General features: G+C 65.9%; 14 protein-coding genes. 3 read left to right on the forward strand and 11 right to left on the reverse strand.

Annotation, left to right across the window (positions count from 1 at the left end; genetic code table 11):
* Window position 1: 1 nt before the first annotated feature.
* Window positions 2–229 carry a sulfurtransferase TusA family protein gene (locus KYG_RS00105; RefSeq protein WP_008902786.1) on the forward strand — a complete coding sequence of 76 codons (228 nt, stop codon included), beginning with the start codon at window positions 2–4 and terminating at the stop codon, window positions 227–229.
* Between the two features lie 84 nt (window positions 230–313).
* On the opposite strand, the gene galU is transcribed toward KYG_RS00105, so the two are convergent.
* A complete protein-coding gene (galU, locus tag KYG_RS00110; protein ID WP_008902787.1) occupies window positions 314–1,201 on the reverse strand; it encodes a UTP--glucose-1-phosphate uridylyltransferase GalU in 888 nt (295 codons plus the stop codon).
* Window positions 1,202–1,287: 86 nt separating this feature from the next.
* On the reverse strand, window positions 1,288–4,209 hold the full coding sequence (locus KYG_RS00115; RefSeq protein ID WP_008902788.1) for a valine--tRNA ligase: 2,922 nt from the start codon (window positions 4,207–4,209) through the stop codon (window positions 1,288–1,290).
* A gap of 301 nt (window positions 4,210–4,510) precedes the next feature.
* Here KYG_RS00115 and KYG_RS00120 point away from each other — a divergent pair, with 301 nt between their 5' ends.
* Window positions 4,511–6,358, forward strand: a complete 1,848-nt coding sequence (locus KYG_RS00120; protein WP_034692318.1) for a M48 family metallopeptidase — start codon at window positions 4,511–4,513, stop codon at window positions 6,356–6,358.
* Window positions 6,359–6,502: 144 nt separating this feature from the next.
* Here the strand turns inward: KYG_RS00120 and KYG_RS00125 are convergent, their stop codons facing one another.
* The 8 genes from KYG_RS00125 to hemC form a co-directional block, all read right to left on the reverse strand.
* Window positions 6,503–7,123 carry a VOC family protein gene (locus KYG_RS00125; protein WP_008902790.1) on the reverse strand — a complete coding sequence of 207 codons (621 nt, stop codon included), beginning with the start codon at window positions 7,121–7,123 and terminating at the stop codon, window positions 6,503–6,505.
* Between the two features lie 156 nt (window positions 7,124–7,279).
* The gene (locus KYG_RS00130) at window positions 7,280–7,852 is read right to left on the reverse strand and encodes a YceI family protein (protein WP_008902791.1); all 573 of its coding nucleotides are present in this window, start codon (window positions 7,850–7,852) and stop codon (window positions 7,280–7,282) included.
* Between the two features lie 44 nt (window positions 7,853–7,896).
* Window positions 7,897–8,472 carry a YceI family protein gene (locus KYG_RS00135; RefSeq protein ID WP_008902792.1) on the reverse strand — a complete coding sequence of 192 codons (576 nt, stop codon included), beginning with the start codon at window positions 8,470–8,472 and terminating at the stop codon, window positions 7,897–7,899.
* 121 nt (window positions 8,473–8,593) lie between these two features.
* Window positions 8,594–9,160, reverse strand: coding sequence for a cytochrome b (locus tag KYG_RS00140; RefSeq protein ID WP_034692321.1), 567 nt, complete (start codon window positions 9,158–9,160; stop codon window positions 8,594–8,596).
* A gap of 260 nt (window positions 9,161–9,420) precedes the next feature.
* Window positions 9,421–10,698, reverse strand: a complete 1,278-nt coding sequence (locus tag KYG_RS00145) for a heme biosynthesis HemY N-terminal domain-containing protein (RefSeq protein ID WP_008902794.1) — start codon at window positions 10,696–10,698, stop codon at window positions 9,421–9,423.
* A gap of 146 nt (window positions 10,699–10,844) precedes the next feature.
* A complete protein-coding gene (locus KYG_RS00150) occupies window positions 10,845–11,966 on the reverse strand; it encodes a uroporphyrinogen-III C-methyltransferase (RefSeq protein ID WP_008902795.1) in 1,122 nt (373 codons plus the stop codon).
* Window positions 11,963–12,784: a uroporphyrinogen-III synthase gene (locus KYG_RS00155; RefSeq protein WP_008902796.1), complete on the reverse strand. Its 822-nt coding sequence runs from the start codon at window positions 12,782–12,784 to the stop codon at window positions 11,963–11,965. The genes KYG_RS00150 and KYG_RS00155 overlap by 4 nt, the downstream gene beginning before the upstream one ends.
* Before the next feature lie 5 nt (window positions 12,785–12,789).
* Window positions 12,790–13,731 carry a hydroxymethylbilane synthase gene (gene hemC, locus KYG_RS00160; protein WP_008902797.1) on the reverse strand — a complete coding sequence of 314 codons (942 nt, stop codon included), beginning with the start codon at window positions 13,729–13,731 and terminating at the stop codon, window positions 12,790–12,792.
* Between the two features lie 129 nt (window positions 13,732–13,860).
* On the opposite strand from hemC, the gene ppc reads away from it, so the two are divergent.
* Entirely contained in the window at window positions 13,861–16,650 is a 2,790-nt protein-coding gene (gene ppc, locus KYG_RS00165; RefSeq protein WP_008902798.1) for a phosphoenolpyruvate carboxylase, read from the forward strand.
* Window positions 16,651–16,671: 21 nt separating this feature from the next.
* On the opposite strand, the gene KYG_RS00170 is transcribed toward ppc, so the two are convergent.
* A complete protein-coding gene (locus KYG_RS00170) occupies window positions 16,672–17,985 on the reverse strand; it encodes an AI-2E family transporter (RefSeq protein WP_008902799.1) in 1,314 nt (437 codons plus the stop codon).
* Window positions 17,986–18,071 lie beyond the last annotated feature (86 nt).

The following is an 18,071-nucleotide window of genomic DNA, read 5'->3' on the forward strand; positions in this document are numbered from 1 at the left end:
CATGGACGTTCACAAAGAAATCGACACCCGGGGCCTGAACTGCCCCCTGCCCATCCTCAAGGCCAAGAAGGCGCTGTCGGACATGGCCAGCGGCCAGCTGCTCAAGGTGGTGGCCACCGACAACGGATCGCTGCGCGACTTTCAGGCGTTTGCCAAGCAGACCGGCAACGAGCTGGTGGAGCAGCAGACGGTGGGCGAGGAGTTCATCCACATCCTGCGCCGTCGTTAACAAGTAAAAATAGCTGCCAGCGCTTGCGCATCAAGCGCTGGCAGCTATATTTTTGATAGTAATTTGAAGCGTTGGCGGCACGGGTTACAGCGCCAGCGTCTTCAGGTATTCGCGGAAGTGCTTGCCCACCTGCGGGTGCTGCAAAGCCAGTTCCACCGTGGCTTCCAAGAACCCTTCCTTGCTGCCGCAGTCGTAGCGCTTGCCCTCGTACTGAAAGGCGTACACCGCCTCGTGCTGCATCAGACGGGCGATGCCGTCGGTGAGCTGGATCTCGCCGCCCACGCCGCGTGGCTGGTTGCGGATCTCGTCGAACACGCCGGGCGTGAGGATGTAGCGGCCGGCCACGCCCATGCGCGATGGCGCGTCAGCGGCCTTGGGCTTTTCGACGATGCGTTCAATGCGGATCAGCGGGCCGCCTGCGGGCTCGCCCGCCACGATGCCGTATTTGTGCACCTGGTCTTCCGGCACCTCCTGCACGGCGATCACCGAGCGGCCTTGCTGGCGGAAGGCTGCAGCCATCTGCTTGAGCACGGGCTCGCCATCCTTCGGGCCCACCATCAAGTCATCGGCAAGCAGCACCGCAAACGGCTCTTTGCCGACCAGCGGCTCGGCGCACAGCACGGCGTGGCCCAGGCCCAGCGAGCGGGGCTGGCGCACAAAGGCGCAATCCATGTCGTCGGGCTGCACCGACCGCACCAGGTTCAGCAGGTCCAGCTTGCCAGCGGCCTCCAGCTCGTTTTCCAGTTCGTAGGCGGTGTCAAAGTGGTCTTCGATGGCGCGCTTGCTGCGGCCGGTGACAAAGATCATGTGGCGAATGCCAGCGGCGTAAGCTTCTTCCACTGCGTACTGGATCAGCGGCTTGTCCACCACGGGCAGCATCTCTTTGGGCGATGCCTTGGTGGCGGGCAAAAAGCGCGTGCCCAGGCCTGCAACAGGGAAAACGGCTTTACGGACGGTGGTGGCGGTCGTCATGGGGCTCCTTCAGTGCAATGGGGTGGTCGTCAACCGGGTGGCCTGCCGCAAAAAAGCAGGCCGCTCGGTCGAGTATCGGGGCGTCCTCAGCCCAGCCGTGTCAGCTGATCGCGCAATCTGCCCAGCGTGGTGCCGAAGTCGGCAATGCGCTTTTTCTCCTGCTCGATCACCGCTGCAGGGGCCTTGGCCACAAAGGCTTCGTTCGAGAGCTTGTTGTTGGCCTTGGCGACTTCGCCTTCGATGCGGGCGATTTCCTTGGACAAGCGGGCCTTCTCGGCGGCCACGTCAATCTCCATGTACAGCGCCAGCCGAGCTTCGCCCACCACGGCCACAGGCGCTGCCTGCGCGGCGGCGGCCCAGGCGGCCTCGTCGTCAAACACCTTGACCTCGCTGAGCTTGGCCAGTGCCTGCAGCACCGGCGCCACGCCGCGCATGAAGTCGGCATCGCCCACCACATACATGGGCAGGCGGGTGGAGGGCGAGACGTTCATCTCACCGCGCAACGCACGGCAGGTGTCCACCAAGCCTTTGACGCGGTCCATGTGGGCGATGGCCGCCTCGTCAATCTTCTCTGGCTGGGCTTGCGGGTAGTGGGCAATGCTGACCGACTCTCCCTTCAAGCCAGCGACGGGTGCCACCACCTGCCACAGGGCTTCGGTGATGAAGGGGATGATGGGGTGGGCCAGGCGCAGGATGGCTTCCAGCGTGCGGATCAGCGTGCGACGCGTGGCGCGCTGCTGCGCTTCGGTGCCGTTCTGGATCTGCACCTTGGCGATCTCCAGGTACCAGTCGCAGTACTCGTTCCAGACAAAGTCATAGATCGTGTTGGCCACGTTGTCCAGGCGGTACTCTTCAAAGCCCTTGGCGACTTCGGCCTCGGTCTTTTGCAGCAGCGAGCTGATCCAGCGGTCGGCCTGGCTGAACTGCATGTAGCCGTGGGCGGGGCCGCCGGGCTGGCATTCTTCCTTGGTGTGCTCTTTCAGGCCGCAGTCCTGGCCTTCGCAGTTCATCAGCACAAAGCGGCTGGCGTTCCAGAGCTTGTTGCAGAAGTTGCGGTAGCCCTCGCAGCGCTTGCTGTCGAAGTTGATGCTGCGACCCAGGGATGCCAGCGCCGCAAACGTAAAGCGCAACGCATCGGCGCCATAGGCCGGAATGCCGTCGGGGAATTCCTTTTGCGTGTTCTTGCGCACGGTGGGCGCAGTCTCGGGCTTGCGCAGGCCGGTGGTGCGCTTGTCGAGCAGGGGCTCCAGCGCAATGCCGTCGATCAGGTCCACCGGGTCGAGCACGTTGCCTTCGGACTTGGACATCTTCTTGCCCTGCGCGTCGCGCACCAGGCCGTGGATGTACACGTGCTTGAACGGCACGCGGCCCGTGAAATGCGTGGTCATCATGATCATCCGGGCGACCCAGAAAAAGATGATGTCGTAGCCCGTGACCAGCACGGTGCTGGGGAGGTACAGGTTGAAGTCGTCGGTGGCGCTGTCGCCCTGGTTGGGCCAGCCCATGGTGCTGAAGGGCACGAGGGCCGATGAGTACCAGGTGTCCAGCACGTCTTCATCGCGGCGCAGCGTCTTGCCCGGAGCCTTGGCCTGGGCTTCGGCTTCAGTGCGGGCCACGATCACGTTGCCCTCTTCGTCGTACCACGCCGGAATCTGATGGCCCCACCACAGCTGGCGGCTGATGCACCAGTCCTGGATGTTGTTCATCCACTGGTTGTAGGTGTTCACCCAGTTCTCGGGCACAAAGGTCACTTCGCCGCTGGCCACGGCGTCGATGGCCTTTTGCGCAATGCTCTTGCCCGTGGGGTCCTGGTCGCTGACCTTGCTCATGGCCACGAACCACTGGTCGGTCAGCATGGGCTCGATCACCTGGCCGGTGCGGGTGCAGATGGGCACCATGAGCTTGTGCTTCTTCACCTCCACCAGCGCGCCGATGGCTTCCAGGTCGGCCACGATGGCCTTGCGGGCCACGAAGCGGTCCATGCCCTGGTACTTGGCGGGCGCGTTCTCGTTGATGGTGGCCTGCAGGGTCAGCACGCAGATCATCGGCAGCTTGTGGCGCTGCCCAACGGCGTAGTCGTTCTGGTCGTGCGCAGGCGTCACCTTCACCACGCCGGTGCCAAATTCCTTGTCCACGTACTCGTCGGCAATCACCGGGATCTGGCGGTCGCACAGCGGCAGGTTGACCATCTTGCCGATGAGGTGCGTGTAGCGCGCATCCTCGGGGTGCACCATCAGCGCCACGTCGCCCAGCATGGTTTCAGGCCGGGTGGTGGCCACGGTCAGGCTGACCGAGCCCGAAGCCGCAAGGCTTCCATCAGGGTCTACCAGGGGGTAGGCGATGTGCCACAGCGAGCCGTCTTTTTCTTCGCTCTCGACCTCCAGGTCGGACACGGCGGACTGCAGCTTCGGGTCCCAGTTCACCAGGCGCTTGCCACGGTAGATCAGGCCCTGTTCATACAGCTTCACGAAGGTGTCGGTGACCACGGCGCTCAGCTTGTCGTCCATGGTGAAATATTCGCGGCTCCAGTCCACGCTGTCGCCCATGCGGCGCATCTGCGTGGTGATGGTGTTGCCCGACTTTTCCTTCCACTCCCACACCTTGCTCACAAAGTTCTTGCGCGCCTCGGGCGGGGTGGGGCCCATGTCGTAGCGGCTGATGCCTTGCTCCTGCAGCTGGCGCTCCACCACGATCTGCGTGGCGATGCCCGCGTGGTCGGTGCCGGGCACCCACACGGTGTTGTAGCCGCGCATGCGGTGGTAGCGCGTGAGGCTGTCCATGATCGTCTGGTTGAACGCATGGCCCATGTGCAGCGTGCCCGTGACGTTGGGGGGCGGCAGCTGGATGGAAAACGCGGGCTCGCCCGCCTGCGCAGCGCCCGTGCCACGGTGGCCTGCGGTGCCATAGCCGCGCTTTTCCCATTCGGGGCCCCAGTGGGCTTCCAGCGCAGCGGGTTCAAACGACTTGGACAGGCTTTCGAGGCCGGGTTGTTGCACGGGCATGTTCATGGGGTGTGGCTATGGAAGAGGCGGCCGCAGGGGCGCCTCGACAGACGGACAAGAGGGTGAACCGGGCATTTTAAGGGGAGGGCGCCCCTTCGGGCGGGCGCTGGTGGCTGGTGGGCGCCTTGGGCGACTGCGCCACGGCCGCCGCCGGAGGGCGCTATCCATTTGTTACCTTGATCCTCCCTGTGCCAGCGCCAGCGTCCTGATAATCGCGCCGCACGGAGCCCGAGGGGGGGCGCGGCAACGCGAACCAGCTCCGTGCGTGCATGCGGACAACACCATAAAACACACCGTCAGAACCACCATGACTCTTCAATCTGCTCTCAAAACGGGCTTGCTCAAGGTCTTTGTCTATGCGCTGCTCGCGCTGTTCTTGATCCCGGCGTTGACATATGTCTTCACCGGCTACGCGCAGCGGGACAGGGATGAGCGTTTTGTCGCGGCCATCAGCCAGCGCATTGATGCCGAAAAAGGCATGCCGGCCTCTGAAAAACAGGCCCGCAAGGACTATTACCGCAGCAACCCGCCGTCCACCATCTGCAGCAGCACCGACCCCCAGGCGCAGGACTACCGCGCAGCCCTGTGCGAGCGCTATGGCGAGGTCTGGCAGTTCACCCTGGTGCGCACCGTGTCGCTGTGGACCATGGTGGTCAGCGCGCTGTTGCTGCTGGCCGTGCTGGGCCTGGGGGCGCTGGCCTTTGCTGACCGCAAGATGCAATACACGAGCTTTGTCACGGGCTGGCGGCTGACCACCTGGGCCAGTGCTGCATCGTTGCTGGTGCAGGGCGCGCTGGCGGTGTGGCTGTCGTTCTGGGTCACCGCCTTCTTCTTTCACCAGTACTCGCCCAAGTTCATCGTCCTCGTGGGGCTGGCGGTGGCGCTGGGGGTTTTTGTGGCCGTGGCAGGCATCTTCAAGCGCGTGCACTGGGACAACCAGGCCGTGGGCGAGCTCGTGTCCGAAGCCGATGCGCCTGTGCTGTGGAAGCGCATCCGCCAGCTGGCCCAGCGCCTGAACACCGAGCCGCCGCGGAACATCGTGGCCGGCATCGACGCCAACTTCTTTGTGACCGAGGCGCCGCTCACCGTGGGCAACCACACGCTCACGGGCCGCACCCTCTTCGTCAGCCTGCCGCTGCTGCGCATCCTTGACCAGTCCGAGGCGGACGCCGTGCTGGGCCACGAGCTGGCCCACCTGCGCGGGGGCGACACCCGCAGCAGTGCGCGCCTGGGCCCCAAGCTGGTGCAGTTTGACCATTACCGCCACGCCATCCGCGCCGGAGGACTGTCGGCCGTCGTGTCGCCCGTGCTGGACCTGTACCGCACCATCTTCGAAATTGCCCTGGCACGCGACAGCCGCGAGCGCGAGTTCAAGGCCGACCGCATTGCGGCCAAGCTGGTGTCACCCGCGGCGATTGCCCAGTCGCTGGTCAAGATTGCTGCCTACGCCCAGTACCGCGACAAGATCGAAGACGAGCTCTTCGGGCAAGACCAGCGTCACGACAACCAGCTGGGCATTGCCCGCTATGTGGCCAGCGGCCTGGCACCCTATGCCGCGTCGGACGATTTTCTGGATGCGATGAAGAGCGCCAATGTGCCGCACCCGTTCGACTCCCACCCCGCCATGCCCGAGCGCATGCGCAACGTGGGCATGAGCCTGGCAGAGCGGGACTATGGTGCCATTGCCGTGCGCGCGCCCGCTGCCACCTGGGCGCAGGAGATCCTCACCGCAGATGCCATCGAGCAACGCCTGTGGAGCGCCTACGAAACCGAGTTTGCCCAGGACCACGAGCGCAGCCTGGCCTACCGCTACGAGCCCGCCACCGATGCAGAGCGCGCGCTGGTGCTCAAGTACTTCCCGCCGGTGTCGTTCGCGCTCAAGGGCGGCGCTACAGTGGAGGTGAGCATTGATGGCATCCGCACTTCGGCCGACGCAATGACGGTGTTCTGGGATGCGGTGAAAGACCTGCAGTTCAAGGAGAGCAGCTTGGGCAATGCCCTGGTGGTGACCCATCCCGAAAAAGGCCTGATTGGCCAGAAGACCACCAAGGTCAAGCTGCCCGGCCTCAAGAAGGAAAAGGACCACTTCAATGCCGTGGTGGGCGCGTACTGGCAGCGGCACCAGATCATGCGCGTGCAGCAGCTCGAAGGCTGACCAACGGTGCCGCGCAGGCCGGTGGTTGATTTGCTATTGAATAAATAGCTGCAAACGCTTTATGGTAAAGCGCTGCAGCCTGTTTTTGCCATAAATCCAACCGGGTGGGTGCCCCACGGGCGGGGGGCGCATGGCTGTGGCCGGTCAGCCCTTCACATACTCCGGCCGGTCGTTTTGCTGGGGCTTGAGCGGGGCTGCCACCTTGCCCTCAGCCCGCTCTTTGCGCCACTGCTCCTTGCGCGCTGTCCATTCGGCCAGACGGGCATGGGCCACGGTGCTGTCCTTGGCCATCTGCTCCTCGTCGGCCAGCTGGGCCGACAGTTCCAGGCGGATGCCGTTGGGGTCAAAGAAATAGATGCTGTGAAAGATGTGGTGGTCCGTCACGCCCAGCACTTCTATGCCGTGGGCTTCCAGGCGCTTCTTGGTGTTCTCCAGCTCCTGCACCGTGTCCACCCGGAAGGCGATGTGGTTGACCCACAGCGGCGTGTTGGGCGAGGGCTCGGCCTTCACGTCATCGCCCAGGTCGAAGAAGGCGATGAAGGAACCATCCTTCAGGCGGAAGAAGAAATGCGTGTACGGGCAGTACTCGCCGGTGCTGGGCACGTAGTCGCTCTGGATGATGTGGTACAGCGGCAGACCCAGTATGTCTTCGTAGAACTGGCGCGTTTCCTCGGCATCACGCGCCTTGTAGGCGAAGTGGTGCAGCTGCTGGATGGCGGCCGGTGGGGGGAGCGTGGCCAGGTCAGGTTTCAGGATGGCGTTCATGCAGTGTCTCCTCAAAGCGGTTTGCGGATTCTACTATTCGTAATTGATTTACGTTAAGTTGAATTTTGACCCTGACCCCCACATTGAAAAAGCCCCCCACTGCGTTCAGGCTGCGGGGGGCTTCTGTGCCACGGTCTGGACGGTGACGGATGCCGGTTATTGCTTCACGGCTTCGATCTGCAGCACCAGGCGCACGTTCTTGGGGAAGCCCCAGTCAATGCCGTAGTTCACACCGAAAGCAGTGCGGTCGATGGTGGTTTCGAAGTCGCCGCCGCACACCTCGCGCTTGAGCATGGGGCTGTCGTAGCAGGCAAACTGGTTGGCCTTGAGGGTGACGGGCTGGGTCTTGCCCAGCAGCGTGAGCTTGCCGTCGACCGATGCGAGCTTGTCGCCATTGAAGTTGAACTTGTCCGAGGCAAACGTGGCCTTGGGGTGCTTGGCGGCGTCCAGCAGCTCGGCGCTTTGCAGGTGCTTGTCAAAGGCGGCGGTGCCGGTGGTGACCGAGGCGACGTCGAACGCGATCTCCACCTTGCCGCTCTTGCCGACCTTGTCGAACTGCACGGTACCTTCTTTTTTGTCAAAGCGGCCGCGGTTCACGGCGGCGCCAAAGTGGCTGATCTCGAAGGTGGCAAAGGTGTGCGTGGGGTCGATGGCGTAGGTGGCGGGCGCTGCGTGGGCGGCGGTGGCCACAACAGCGGTGGCGGCGAGGGCGAAAAGGGATTTGCGCATCAAAAACTCCTGAAAAAACAGTTGAAAAAAAGAAACGGAAAAAACTACAGCTTGCCCACGCCGGTCAGCGCGAGCTTGAACTTCACCTGAACGTCGTCGGCCACCATCGAGGTGTCGGCCCACTCGTTCTCGCCGATCTTGAAGGCCAGCCGCTTGATGGGCAGCGCACCCGCTGCGGTGGTGGTGGCACCGGATTGCGTGAGGGTGACGGGCACCACCACACTTTGCGCTTGGCCCTTGATCGTGAGCGTGCCCGCCACATCAAACTTGCCACCACCCAGCGCCTTGATGCTGGACGACTCGAACTGCGCCTGGGGGAATTTGGGCACGTTGAACCAGGTGGGCTTGGGCAGCTCGGCATCGGTTTCGCGAGAGCCCAGCGTGGCACTGCCGGTATCCACCGTGAAACGGATCTTGCTGGTGGCCAGCTTGGCCGGGTCAAACGCCACCTGGGCGCTGAAGGTCTTGAAGTGGCCTTCCAGCGGCACACCCATCTGGCGGGCCGTGAACTTCACCTCGCTCTGCGCTGGCACCAGTTGCTGCTGGGCCAGGGCGGCCTGGGCGGTGACTGCCAGGGCGGTGCCCAGCACCAGGCGGGAGAGGGTGGAAGACAGTTTCATGCGGGAACTCCAATCAAAAACAGAAGGCGAAATGCGGACTTCGTGGTGTGGTGTGGGGCACGGTGGCCGGGGCCCGCGGCTGAAGGTGCGAGCTTTCCATGCGCCAGGCGCCGCAGCGGGCTCAGGGCAGCATGCGCGCCAGCAAGCCATCACGGTCGATGAAGTGGTGCTTGAGGGCTGCCGCAATGTGCAGCACCACCATCCCTGCCAGCGCGTAGGCCGTCACCTGGTGCCAGGGCTTGATGGCCTCTGCGAGGCTCTCGCTCACCGGGACCAGGTCGGGCAACTGCCAGACCCCGAGGAACACGATGGGGAACCCGGCCGCCGAGCTGTAGGCCCAACCGATCAGCGGCACCGCAAAAAACAGCGCGTAAAGCAGGTAGTGCGTGGCATGGTGGGCCAGCTTCTGCCAGCCGGGCATGGCCTGCTGCACCTTGGCTGGCAGTGCGGGGGGCCGGTGCACCAGTCGCCACACCAGGCGCAGGGCCGACAGCGCAAGCAACGTCACGCCCGCCCATTTGTGCCAGTTGTAGAGCTTGAGCCGCTGTGGCGAAAACGGCAGGCTCGTCATGTAGAGCCCCACAGCAAACAGGCCCACCAGTGCCAGGCCCAGCACCCAGTGCAAAAGCATGGCGGTGTGTGTGTACCGGGGCGCGGTGGTGGCCGTGGAAGGGGCAGTTGAAGTCATCAAAAAAAAGCGTGCGTGGGTCTGGAAGGGGGAGGGGCCGGGCTCGCACAGTCGGTGCGGCGCTCAGGCGATGACGCAGTGTAGGAACCGGCGGCCCCCTGCTGCTTCAGGCAGATTGATGCCTCAATTCAAAAAATATGAATTGATGTGGCTTGAATGCTCAAAGTTCCCCAATGCTCGCGGCGCGCAGGTTGCAGCGCGGGGCCGCTGCAAGTGAAGGGGGGCTGCTCATGTGCCGCCGCGCGGCTTGTGCGGCTCACCTAGCGGCTGAGCGCGGCCTTCTTCCAGGCCTCGGCCGCAGCGGCATCGTCGCCGCGCGCTTCCGCCAGCTCCGCCAGCGTACGCCAGGCGCTGGCACGCAGGCCCGCGTCGCCAAGCTGCAAGCTGGCCTGGGTGAGCAACTGCTGCGCTTTGCCCCACAGCTGGCGCTTGCGGCAGGCCATGCCTGCAAGGTATTGCAGGCGCGCATCGCGCGGGTTGGCCTGGTAGGCCGTTTCGATGCGGGCGAGCCAGGCGGGGTCGAGCTCGTCCAGACCGGACTCCAGCGCACGCACCAGTTTGAGCGCATGGTGCTCGGCCAGCGCGTCGGGCAGGTCCACCATGCGTTCCCACACGGGCAGGAGCCACGCGCGCACCAGTGTGCCATCGCCTCCCAGGGCGGCAAGCCGCTGCGCTGCATGGATGGCCAGCTCGGGCATGTTGCGTTCTGCGGGCTCCAGCGACATCCAGACCCGCTGCAGCTGGGCGGTGTCGTGCGCGCTGTTGATGAGCTCGATGGCCAGGCCCCGCACAATGCTTTGCGCTGCGCTGGGGGAAAACGCACGGTGCTTGGCCAGCAGCCGCGCGGTATCGAGTGCGTCCTGCGTCTGGCGCGCCAGGCGGGTGGCCTTGAGCTTGATGCGCAGCGCCAGGGTGCGGCGCGCGGCGCCCTGTGGCAGGGCGGCCAGGCGCTCCAGGGCAGCGTCCGCATCGCGGTCGTCCAGCGACCAGCGCGCAGCGCGCATCTGGGCACCTTCGCGCATCTCCTGCTCGTTCACGCTGCCGCGCGCGGGGGCTTGCTGCAAGGCGTCCTGCAGATGGCTCTCGCGCGTGGCGCCATCCTGCAGTGCGTGGGAGGCCTCGGCTGCAATCATGTGTGCCAGCGCGCGCAGTTGCCGCCCGTGCGGCACGGTTTCGCCGGCTGCAGCCAGCGCGTTTTCCTGCGACAGCGCGGCAACGGCTGCTTTGCGCGACCTTATGAAGCGGCCACCGAGCATGTGGGTCAGTGCGTCGAGCAATGCGGCGTGCATGGCGCGTTCTTTTTGCTGAACGCGCCAGCGGCGTGCCTGGTGGGGCAGCTCCAGCAGCGCGGCCAGCGCGCGCAGCGCGGCATAGATGGTGACAAAGCTGCCGACCAGCAGCAGCACCACCATGTTGAGAGACAGGTCGATTCGGTAAGGCGGCCAGTACAGTGTGACGGTGCCCTGGTTGTTGCCCGCGAACAGCGCTGCGGCCACGGCCACGCCAAACAACGCCAAAAGCCAAAGTGCAGCGCGCATATCAGTTCAGTTATCCATTGCGCTGCGCGCAGCCTTTAGCCAATCCAACGGCGCGCACAAGGCGAGCGCCCCCGTGGAACTGGCTTTGCCAGGCCACTGGGGGCGTCCCCCTTGGGGGAAGGCGCAAAGCGACTCAGGGGGCATCTTTATCTCCCCGCAGCGGCGGTCGCCAGCGCCGACAGGGTTTCGTCCAGGCGTGGCTGCTCTGCGGCCTTGATGCTGGCCTGCGCGGTCTGCAAGGTGCTGGCGGCGTTCTGGGTGCGGCGCGAGGCCGGGTCGAAGTATTTGTTCAGGGCCACCGTGGCGGCTGCCAGATCTGCCCGGGCGGACTCGAACTGGCGGGCCAGCACCCCGAGGCGCGCGTTGAGCAGCTTGAGCTTGAGGTTCTCGCGCAGGAAGAAGGTCTGTTCGGGCGCCAGCAAGATGGCTTCGGGCTGGTCGATGCGGCTTACGCGCACCAGGCCCCGGGCCTCGTCGCGCACCACCTCCCAGCTGCGCTGCAATGCGGCTTGCCACCAGGCCATGCCCTCGGTGGCTGCCGGGGCGGTGGTGCCCGGCGCAGGGGCCGCCGCCGCAGCCGCCAGCCGGCGCGTGGCAGCAGCCTGGGCCACAGCATTGAGCACGGGCAGGTCGTCCACCTGGCGCACCAGGTCATCCAGACGCGCCAGCAGGCCCGCGGTATCTGTGACGGTGGCACGGGTCAGGCGGTCCAGGTCGCGGCCAATGGCACGTTGCACAGGGGCCAGCCGGGGCTGGGCGGCACGTTCGATGCGCTGGTCGGCACTTTTGAGTGCGGCCACCAGCGGCTCCAGGCTGCCGGTGAGCTGTGCCTGTTGCAGCGCGAGCCGGATGGCAGATTCGATGTCCACCACCAGGTTCTCATCGCGCGAGCGTGAGAGGCTTTGCATGAGCTCTTCGAGTTGGCTGCGCTGCAAGGCCACTTCGCTCACGCGTGCTTCGGCCACCGACAGGCGGGCGGCGGTGTCGCGCACCAGTTCCTCGGCCTGGCGGGCCATGGTGCGGGCCTCGATGGCCTGCGAGCCCGCGTCGGCAGACTGCCGGGCCAGCTGTTCCTGGATGGAGCTGAGTTTTTGCCAGAGCAGACCACTGCTGACAAGCGCGGCAGCCGCTACGGCTCCCAGCAGCAGCGTCACGGCGCCACCCCGGCCGGCCGCCGGTGCAGGAGCGGCGGCAGGTGCCAGGGGCGTGGCAGGCACAGGGCTGACGGCGGGGGGGCTGGTCAGGTCGTCGGGGGGCGCGGAGCTCATGCGGCCGATTCTATCGAGGCCACCACGTCGTCCAGCGCCGGTCGGCATTCCCCCACGGTGCCAAAGCCCGCTGCGCGGGCCGCTTCGGCAATGCGCGGGTGCGTGGCCAGTGCATGTGCGGCGCCCCAGTGCTGGCCGGGCAGGGCTTCGGCCAGGTGGGCCACGGCTTCGGAGCTGCTCAGCAGCCAGAGGGATCCGTCGCAAGCCGCCTGTTGCGCCAGCGCCACCTCGTGCGCTGAAAAGTGGGGCGCGCCGCGTTGGTAAGCCACCACAAATTCCACCATGCCACCCGCCGCTTCAATCTGGCGCGCCAGCCAGTCGCGGCCGTTGCCCTGGCTGCTGTCGTGCGCTCCCTGGGCTGTGGCAGAGCGCCCGCGCACGATCAGCACGCGGTCGCCGGGCCGGATCTGGGCGGCCACTTGCTGCCACAGCGCTTCCGAGTCGAACTGCGGCGCATCGGGCGCCGGGCCATCGATGCAGTCGGGCGGCACGCCGGCTTGCTCCAGTGCGCGCACGGTGCCGGGGCCGGGGGCCCATGCTCTTGTTTTGATAGCTGCAAGCGCTTGACCATCAAGCGCTGGAGGCTTATTTTGTTCAAAAAAATGGACCACAGCATTGCCGCTCACAAACATCAGTGCGCGGTACTGTGCGAGCCGGGCCTGTGCCTCTCGGAGCGCCTGCACTGCCGCCGCATCACGGCAGGGGCCGATGTCGATGAGCGGCAGCGCCACGGCGGTGATACCGCGCGCGCCCAGCAGCCCCACCCACTGCGCGGCCTCGCGCGAGGGCCGCGTGACGATCACCCGTGGCGTGGGCATGGCACTCAGTTCTGCGTGAAATCCGCGCCTCGTGCACCACCTGCTCGCAGCTGCTGCGCGATCGCATCGCCCAGGGCTTCGGCCTGGTCCAGGGTGGTGACAGCCGCACTGGCCGTTGCGCGCACCAGCGGGGCCTGCGCCTGCACGTCGCCCCAGGCGGCATCGAGCTGCAAGACACCGTTGCTGAACGTGCCGTGCGCGGCCAGCGGCATCGAGCAGCTGCCCCCCATGGCGCGGCTCACGGCGCGTTCGGCAGCCACCGTGAGCCACGTGGACTGGTGGGCCAGCGGGGCCAGTGCGGCGATGAGGTCTTGCCGGTCGCTGCGCACTTCAATGCCCAAGGCGCCCTGGCCCGCGGCGGGCAGCATGGCCGTGGGCGCAAACGTGGCGCGGATGCGGGATTCGAGCCCCAGGCGCTTGAGGCCCGCCGCCGCCAGCACGATGGCGTCGTACTGGCCTTCGTCCAGCTTGCGCAGGCGGGTGTCGAGGTTGCCACGCAGGGGCTCGATCTTCAGGTCGGGCCGCAGGGCCTGCAGCAGCACCTGGCGGCGCAGGCTGGAGGTGCCGACCACGGCGCCCTGGGGCAGGGCATCGATGTTTTCATAGCGAGGCGACACGAACGCATCGCGCGGGTCCTCGCGCTCCATAACGCAGGCCAGCGCAAAGCCCTCGGGCAGCTCCATGGGCACGTCCTTGAGCGAGTGCACGGCGATGTGGGCGCGGCCTTCTTCCAGCGCCACTTCCAGCTCCTTCACAAACAGGCCCTTGCCACCCACCTTGGACAGCGAGCGGTCCAGAATCTGGTCGCCCTTGGTCGTCATGCCCAGCAGCTCCACGGTGTGACCGCGTGCCTGAAGCAGAGCCTTCACATGCTCGGCCTGCCACAGCGCCAGGCGGCTTTCGCGGGTGGCGATGACGATATGAAGGGGGCTGCTGGAGTTGCTCAAGTTCGTAACCTGTTTGTAATCTTTCAGGGGCGGGCGATGCTAGCATGCGCCCGCACCGGGGCTGGTGCCGCCTGCGGTGATGCGGGCCTGCGGCACCGGGCCATACCTTCCATTCCCGGAGACACCTGCATGAAACGATCCGACAAGGACCAGCCCCTGATCGACGACATCCGCTTGCTCGGCCGCATTCTGGGCGATGTGATCCGGGAACAGGAGGGCGTGGCGGCGTATGAGCTGGTCGAGCAGGTGCGAAAGCTCTCGGTGGCCTTCCGTCGCGATGCCGACCAGGAGGCCGACCGCGCTCTCAAGAAGCTGCTCAAGTCCCTCTCGGGCGACCAGACGGTGAGCGTGATCCGGGCCTTCACCTACTTCAGCCACCTGGCCAACCTGGCCGAAGACCGCCACCACATCCGTCGCCGCGCCGTGCACGAGCGTGCGGGCGACACGCAGGAGGGCAGCATCGAGGTCGCCCTGTCACGCCTTCGATGGGCCGGCATTGCGCCCAAGACCATCGCGCAAACGCTGGCCGGCAGCTACGTGGCGCCGGTACTCACCGCCCATCCCACCGAGGTACAGCGCAAGAGCATTCTGGACGCCGAGCGCGACATCGCCCAGCTGCTGGCCACGCGCGACGACATCCAGGTGCGTGCCCAGCTGTACAACAGCGCCAAAGATGCGCTCACTCCGCGCGAGCTGACCGCCAACGAAGCCCAGCTACGCGCCCGCGTGGCCCAGCTGTGGCAGACGCGCCTGCTGCGCTACAGCAAGCTCACGGTGGCCGACGAGATCGAGAACGCACTCTCTTATTACGAAGCCACCTTCCTGCGCGAGATTCCCAAGATCTACGGCGACCTGGAAAACGAACTCGGCCAATACCCCGTGCACAGCTTCTTGCGCATGGGCCAGTGGATCGGCGGCGACCGCGACGGCAACCCCAACGTGACCGCGCAAACCCTGCAATACGCCATGCGCCGCCAGGCCGATGTGGCGTTGCGCCATTACTTGACCGAAGTGCATTACCTGGGCGGCGAACTGTCGCTGTCGGCCCGCTTGGTGCAGGTGTCGGCCGAGATGGAGGCCCTGGCCCAACGCTCGCCCGACACCAACGAACACCGGCAGGACGAGCCCTACCGCCGCGCGCTCACGGGCATCTATGCGCGTCTGGCCGCATCCCTCAAGGACCTGACCGGCGGAGAGGCCGCGCGCCATGCCGTGGCCCCACAAAATGCCTACGTCAGTGCCGACGAGTTTCTGGCCGACCTGCGTGTGATCGAAGCCTCGCTCCAATCGCACCACGGCGAAGCGCTGGCGCAAGAGCGCCTGCACCCGCTGATCCGCGCCGTGCAGGTGTTTGGCTTTCACCTCGCCACCGTGGATTTGCGCCAAAGCTCCGACAAGCACGAAGAAGTGGTGGCCGAGCTTCTGGCCAAGTCCCGCATCGAGCCGAACTACGCGAACCTGCAAGAAGCCGCCAAGCGCGCACTGCTGATCAAACTGCTGAACGACGCGCGCCCCCTGCGAGTGGTGGGCGCCGAATACTCGGCCCATGCGCAGGGCGAGCTGGCTATCTTTGAAACCGCCCGCGTCATGCGCGAGCGCTTCGGGCACGAGGCCATCCGGCACTACATCATCAGCCACACCGAAACGGTGAGCGACCTGCTTGAAGTGCTGCTGCTGCAAAAGGAAGTGGGCCTGATGAATGGCACGCTCGATGCCGAATCGCGCAACCACCTCATCGTGGTGCCCCTGTTCGAGACCATTGAAGACCTGCGCAATGCCGCGCCCATCATGCGCGAGTTCTACGCACTGCCCGGCGTGGCCGCGCTGGTGCAGCGCAGCGGCGGCGAGCAGGACATCATGCTCGGCTACAGCGACAGCAACAAGGACGGCGGCATCTTCACCAGCAACTGGGAGCTGTACCGCGCCGAAATCGCCCTCGTCGAACTCTTCGACGAACTCGCCACCAGCCATGGCATTCAGCTGCGCATGTTCCACGGCCGCGGCGGCACCGTGGGCCGGGGCGGCGGCCCCAGCTACCAGGCCATCCTGGCGCAGCCCCCCGGCACCGTGCGCGGCCAGATCCGCCTGACCGAGCAGGGCGAGGTCATCGCCTCCAAATACGCCAACCCCGAGATCGGCCGCCGCAACCTCGAAACCCTGGTGGCCGCCACGCTGGAGGCCACGCTGCTGCAGCCCACCAAGCCTGCCACCAAGGCCTTCCTGGATGCGGCCGCGCAGCTCTCGCTGGCCAGCATGGGCAGCTACCGAGCGCTGGTGTACGAGACGCCGGGCTTTACTGAATATTTCTTCAACTCCACCCCCATCCGCGAGATCGCCGAGCTCAACATCGGCTCGCGCCCTGCCAGCCGCAAGGCCAGCCAGAAGATCGAAGACCTGCGCGCCATCCCCTGGGGCTTCAGCTGGGGCCAGTGCCGCCTCACGCTGCCCGGCTGGTTTGGCTTCGGATCGGCGGTGGATTCGTTCATCAACGCCGAAGGCAAGGACCCCAAGGCCCAGCTGGCGCTGCTGCAGAAGATGTACCGCCAGTGGCCGTTCTTTCGCACCCTGCTGTCCAACATGGACATGGTGCTGGCCAAGAGCGACCTGGCCCTCGCCTCACGCTACAGCGAACTCGTGACCGATGCGCGTCTGCGCAAAAAGGTGTTCACCAGTATCGAGGCCGAGTGGCACCGCACGGCCGATGCACTCACCCGCATCACGGGCGACAAGCAGCGTTTGACGCACAACACGGCGCTGGCCCGATCCATCAAGCACCGCTTTCCGTACATCGATCCGCTGCACCACTTGCAGGTGGAGCTGGTGCGCCGCTGGCGCGCTGGGCAGGGCGACGAGCGGGTGCAGACGGGGATTCATATTTCCATCAACGGGATTGCGGCAGGGCTGCGCAATACGGGTTGATCTTTTGGGGGCGCTCAGGATTCAGTCCCCCAGCAGTTCCCCCACGGCCTTCAGGTCCTCCACCCGGTCGCACACGGCCTTTACGGCCATCATCACCGGGATGCCCAGCAGCAGGCCCCACAGGCCCCACAGCCAGCCCCAGGCCAGCACGCTGACAAAAACCGCCACGGGGCTCATGCTGCTGGTGCGGCTGGTGAGCCAGGGGGTGAGCAGGTTGCCCACCAGGGTGTGGATGACCAGCGATGCACCGCCGATGGCCAGCGCCATGTCCAGGGTACCGAACTGCAGAAACGCCACCAGGGCCGATGCGCCGGTGACCAGGGCCGAGCCGATGTAGGGTGCGAGGTTCAGCACACCGGCCACCACGCCCCACACGGCAGCGTTCTCCAGGCCCAGGGCCCAGTAGGCGACACCCGTGGCCACGCCGACCAGCACGCTGGTGACCACCTGCACCAAGAGGTAGCGCTGGATCTGGTTGGTGATGTCCTCCAGCACATGGATGGTGATCTTGCGCCGCTCAAAGCTCGTGCCGGCGATGCGCAGCAGCTTGTTGCGAAACAGGTTGCCCGATGCCAGCGCAAAGTAGGTCAGGAACACCACCACCGTGAGCTGCCCGAGTGCGGACATCAGCCCCATCGTGCCGCTCCAGAGGTAGTCGCGGATATTGAACGGCGGGCGCTCCACCACCACGCGTTGCACCCCGCGCCGGGGCGGGCTTGCGGCGCTGCTTTCGGTGGCGGCCTGCTCGATCTGATTGGCGGCCTTTTGCACGTTATCCAGCGGGCTCGCGGTGCCGGTGCGGGTCTTCAGGCTGTCCCGCACTTTCTTGGCGGCAACAGGCAGCGAATCCACCAGTTGCACAGCGCCGTCACTGAGCGACCAGGCCGTGCTGGCCAGCCCCCCCACGATGGCGATGAGCAGCACCCCGGCACCCAGCCAGCGGGGTACATGCCAGCGCCGCATGAATTCGACAATGGGCCGCAGCGCCGTGGTGAGCAGCAGGCTGAGCATGATGGGGATGAACACGGCGCTGGCCCAGTGCAGCAAGGCCACACTGGCAAACAGCGCCAAGAGGGCCAGCGACACATTGCGCACATCCACCGGCATGTGGAGCATGAGCGGGCCGCTGAAAGGGGACGGCGCCACGGCGGCTTCCGCTGCGGCGCCGGGCAGCGGCGTGGGCGGGGGGACATTGGAGGAAGAGCTTTCTGCAGCCGCCGTAACCTGCGGTGGGGAAGCCGGGTCAGGTGCTGGTGCGCTGCCCTGCGCGGCAGAGGGGCCGGGCAGGGGCGCCACGGGCTGGTCGGGGGTGGTGGGGGCGGCAGGCTCGGTCATGCGCGGATTGTGCGGCAGGCCGCAACCGCGTTGTGTAGGCGGCCACCCCAGCGCCCCGGAGGCGGCACCGAAAGCGGCGCAAACAG

This window comes from Acidovorax sp. NO-1, assembly GCF_000238595.1.
Taxonomy (GTDB): Bacteria; Pseudomonadota; Gammaproteobacteria; order Burkholderiales; family Burkholderiaceae_C; genus Acidovorax.

Excerpts from the sequence above, each read along its gene's own strand:
- KYG_RS00105 (WP_008902786.1), top strand. The coding sequence starts at position 2 with ATGGACGTTCACAAAGAAATCGACACCCGGGGCCTGAACTGCCCCCTG.
- galU (WP_008902787.1), bottom strand. The coding sequence starts at position 1,201 with ATGACGACCGCCACCACCGTCCGTAAAGCCGTTTTCCCTGTTGCAGGC.
- KYG_RS00115 (WP_008902788.1), bottom strand. The coding sequence starts at position 4,209 with ATGAACATGCCCGTGCAACAACCCGGCCTCGAAAGCCTGTCCAAGTCG.
- KYG_RS00120 (WP_034692318.1), top strand. The coding sequence starts at position 4,511 with ATGACTCTTCAATCTGCTCTCAAAACGGGCTTGCTCAAGGTCTTTGTC.
- KYG_RS00125 (WP_008902790.1), bottom strand. The coding sequence starts at position 7,123 with ATGAACGCCATCCTGAAACCTGACCTGGCCACGCTCCCCCCACCGGCC.
- KYG_RS00130 (WP_008902791.1), bottom strand. The coding sequence starts at position 7,852 with ATGCGCAAATCCCTTTTCGCCCTCGCCGCCACCGCTGTTGTGGCCACC.
- KYG_RS00135 (WP_008902792.1), bottom strand. The coding sequence starts at position 8,472 with ATGAAACTGTCTTCCACCCTCTCCCGCCTGGTGCTGGGCACCGCCCTG.
- KYG_RS00140 (WP_034692321.1), bottom strand. The coding sequence starts at position 9,160 with ATGACTTCAACTGCCCCTTCCACGGCCACCACCGCGCCCCGGTACACA.
- KYG_RS00145 (WP_008902794.1), bottom strand. The coding sequence starts at position 10,698 with ATGCGCGCTGCACTTTGGCTTTTGGCGTTGTTTGGCGTGGCCGTGGCC.
- KYG_RS00150 (WP_008902795.1), bottom strand. The coding sequence starts at position 11,966 with ATGAGCTCCGCGCCCCCCGACGACCTGACCAGCCCCCCCGCCGTCAGC.
- KYG_RS00155 (WP_008902796.1), bottom strand. The coding sequence starts at position 12,784 with ATGCCCACGCCACGGGTGATCGTCACGCGGCCCTCGCGCGAGGCCGCG.
- ppc (WP_008902798.1), top strand. The coding sequence starts at position 13,861 with ATGAAACGATCCGACAAGGACCAGCCCCTGATCGACGACATCCGCTTG.
- KYG_RS00170 (WP_008902799.1), bottom strand. The coding sequence starts at position 17,985 with ATGACCGAGCCTGCCGCCCCCACCACCCCCGACCAGCCCGTGGCGCCC.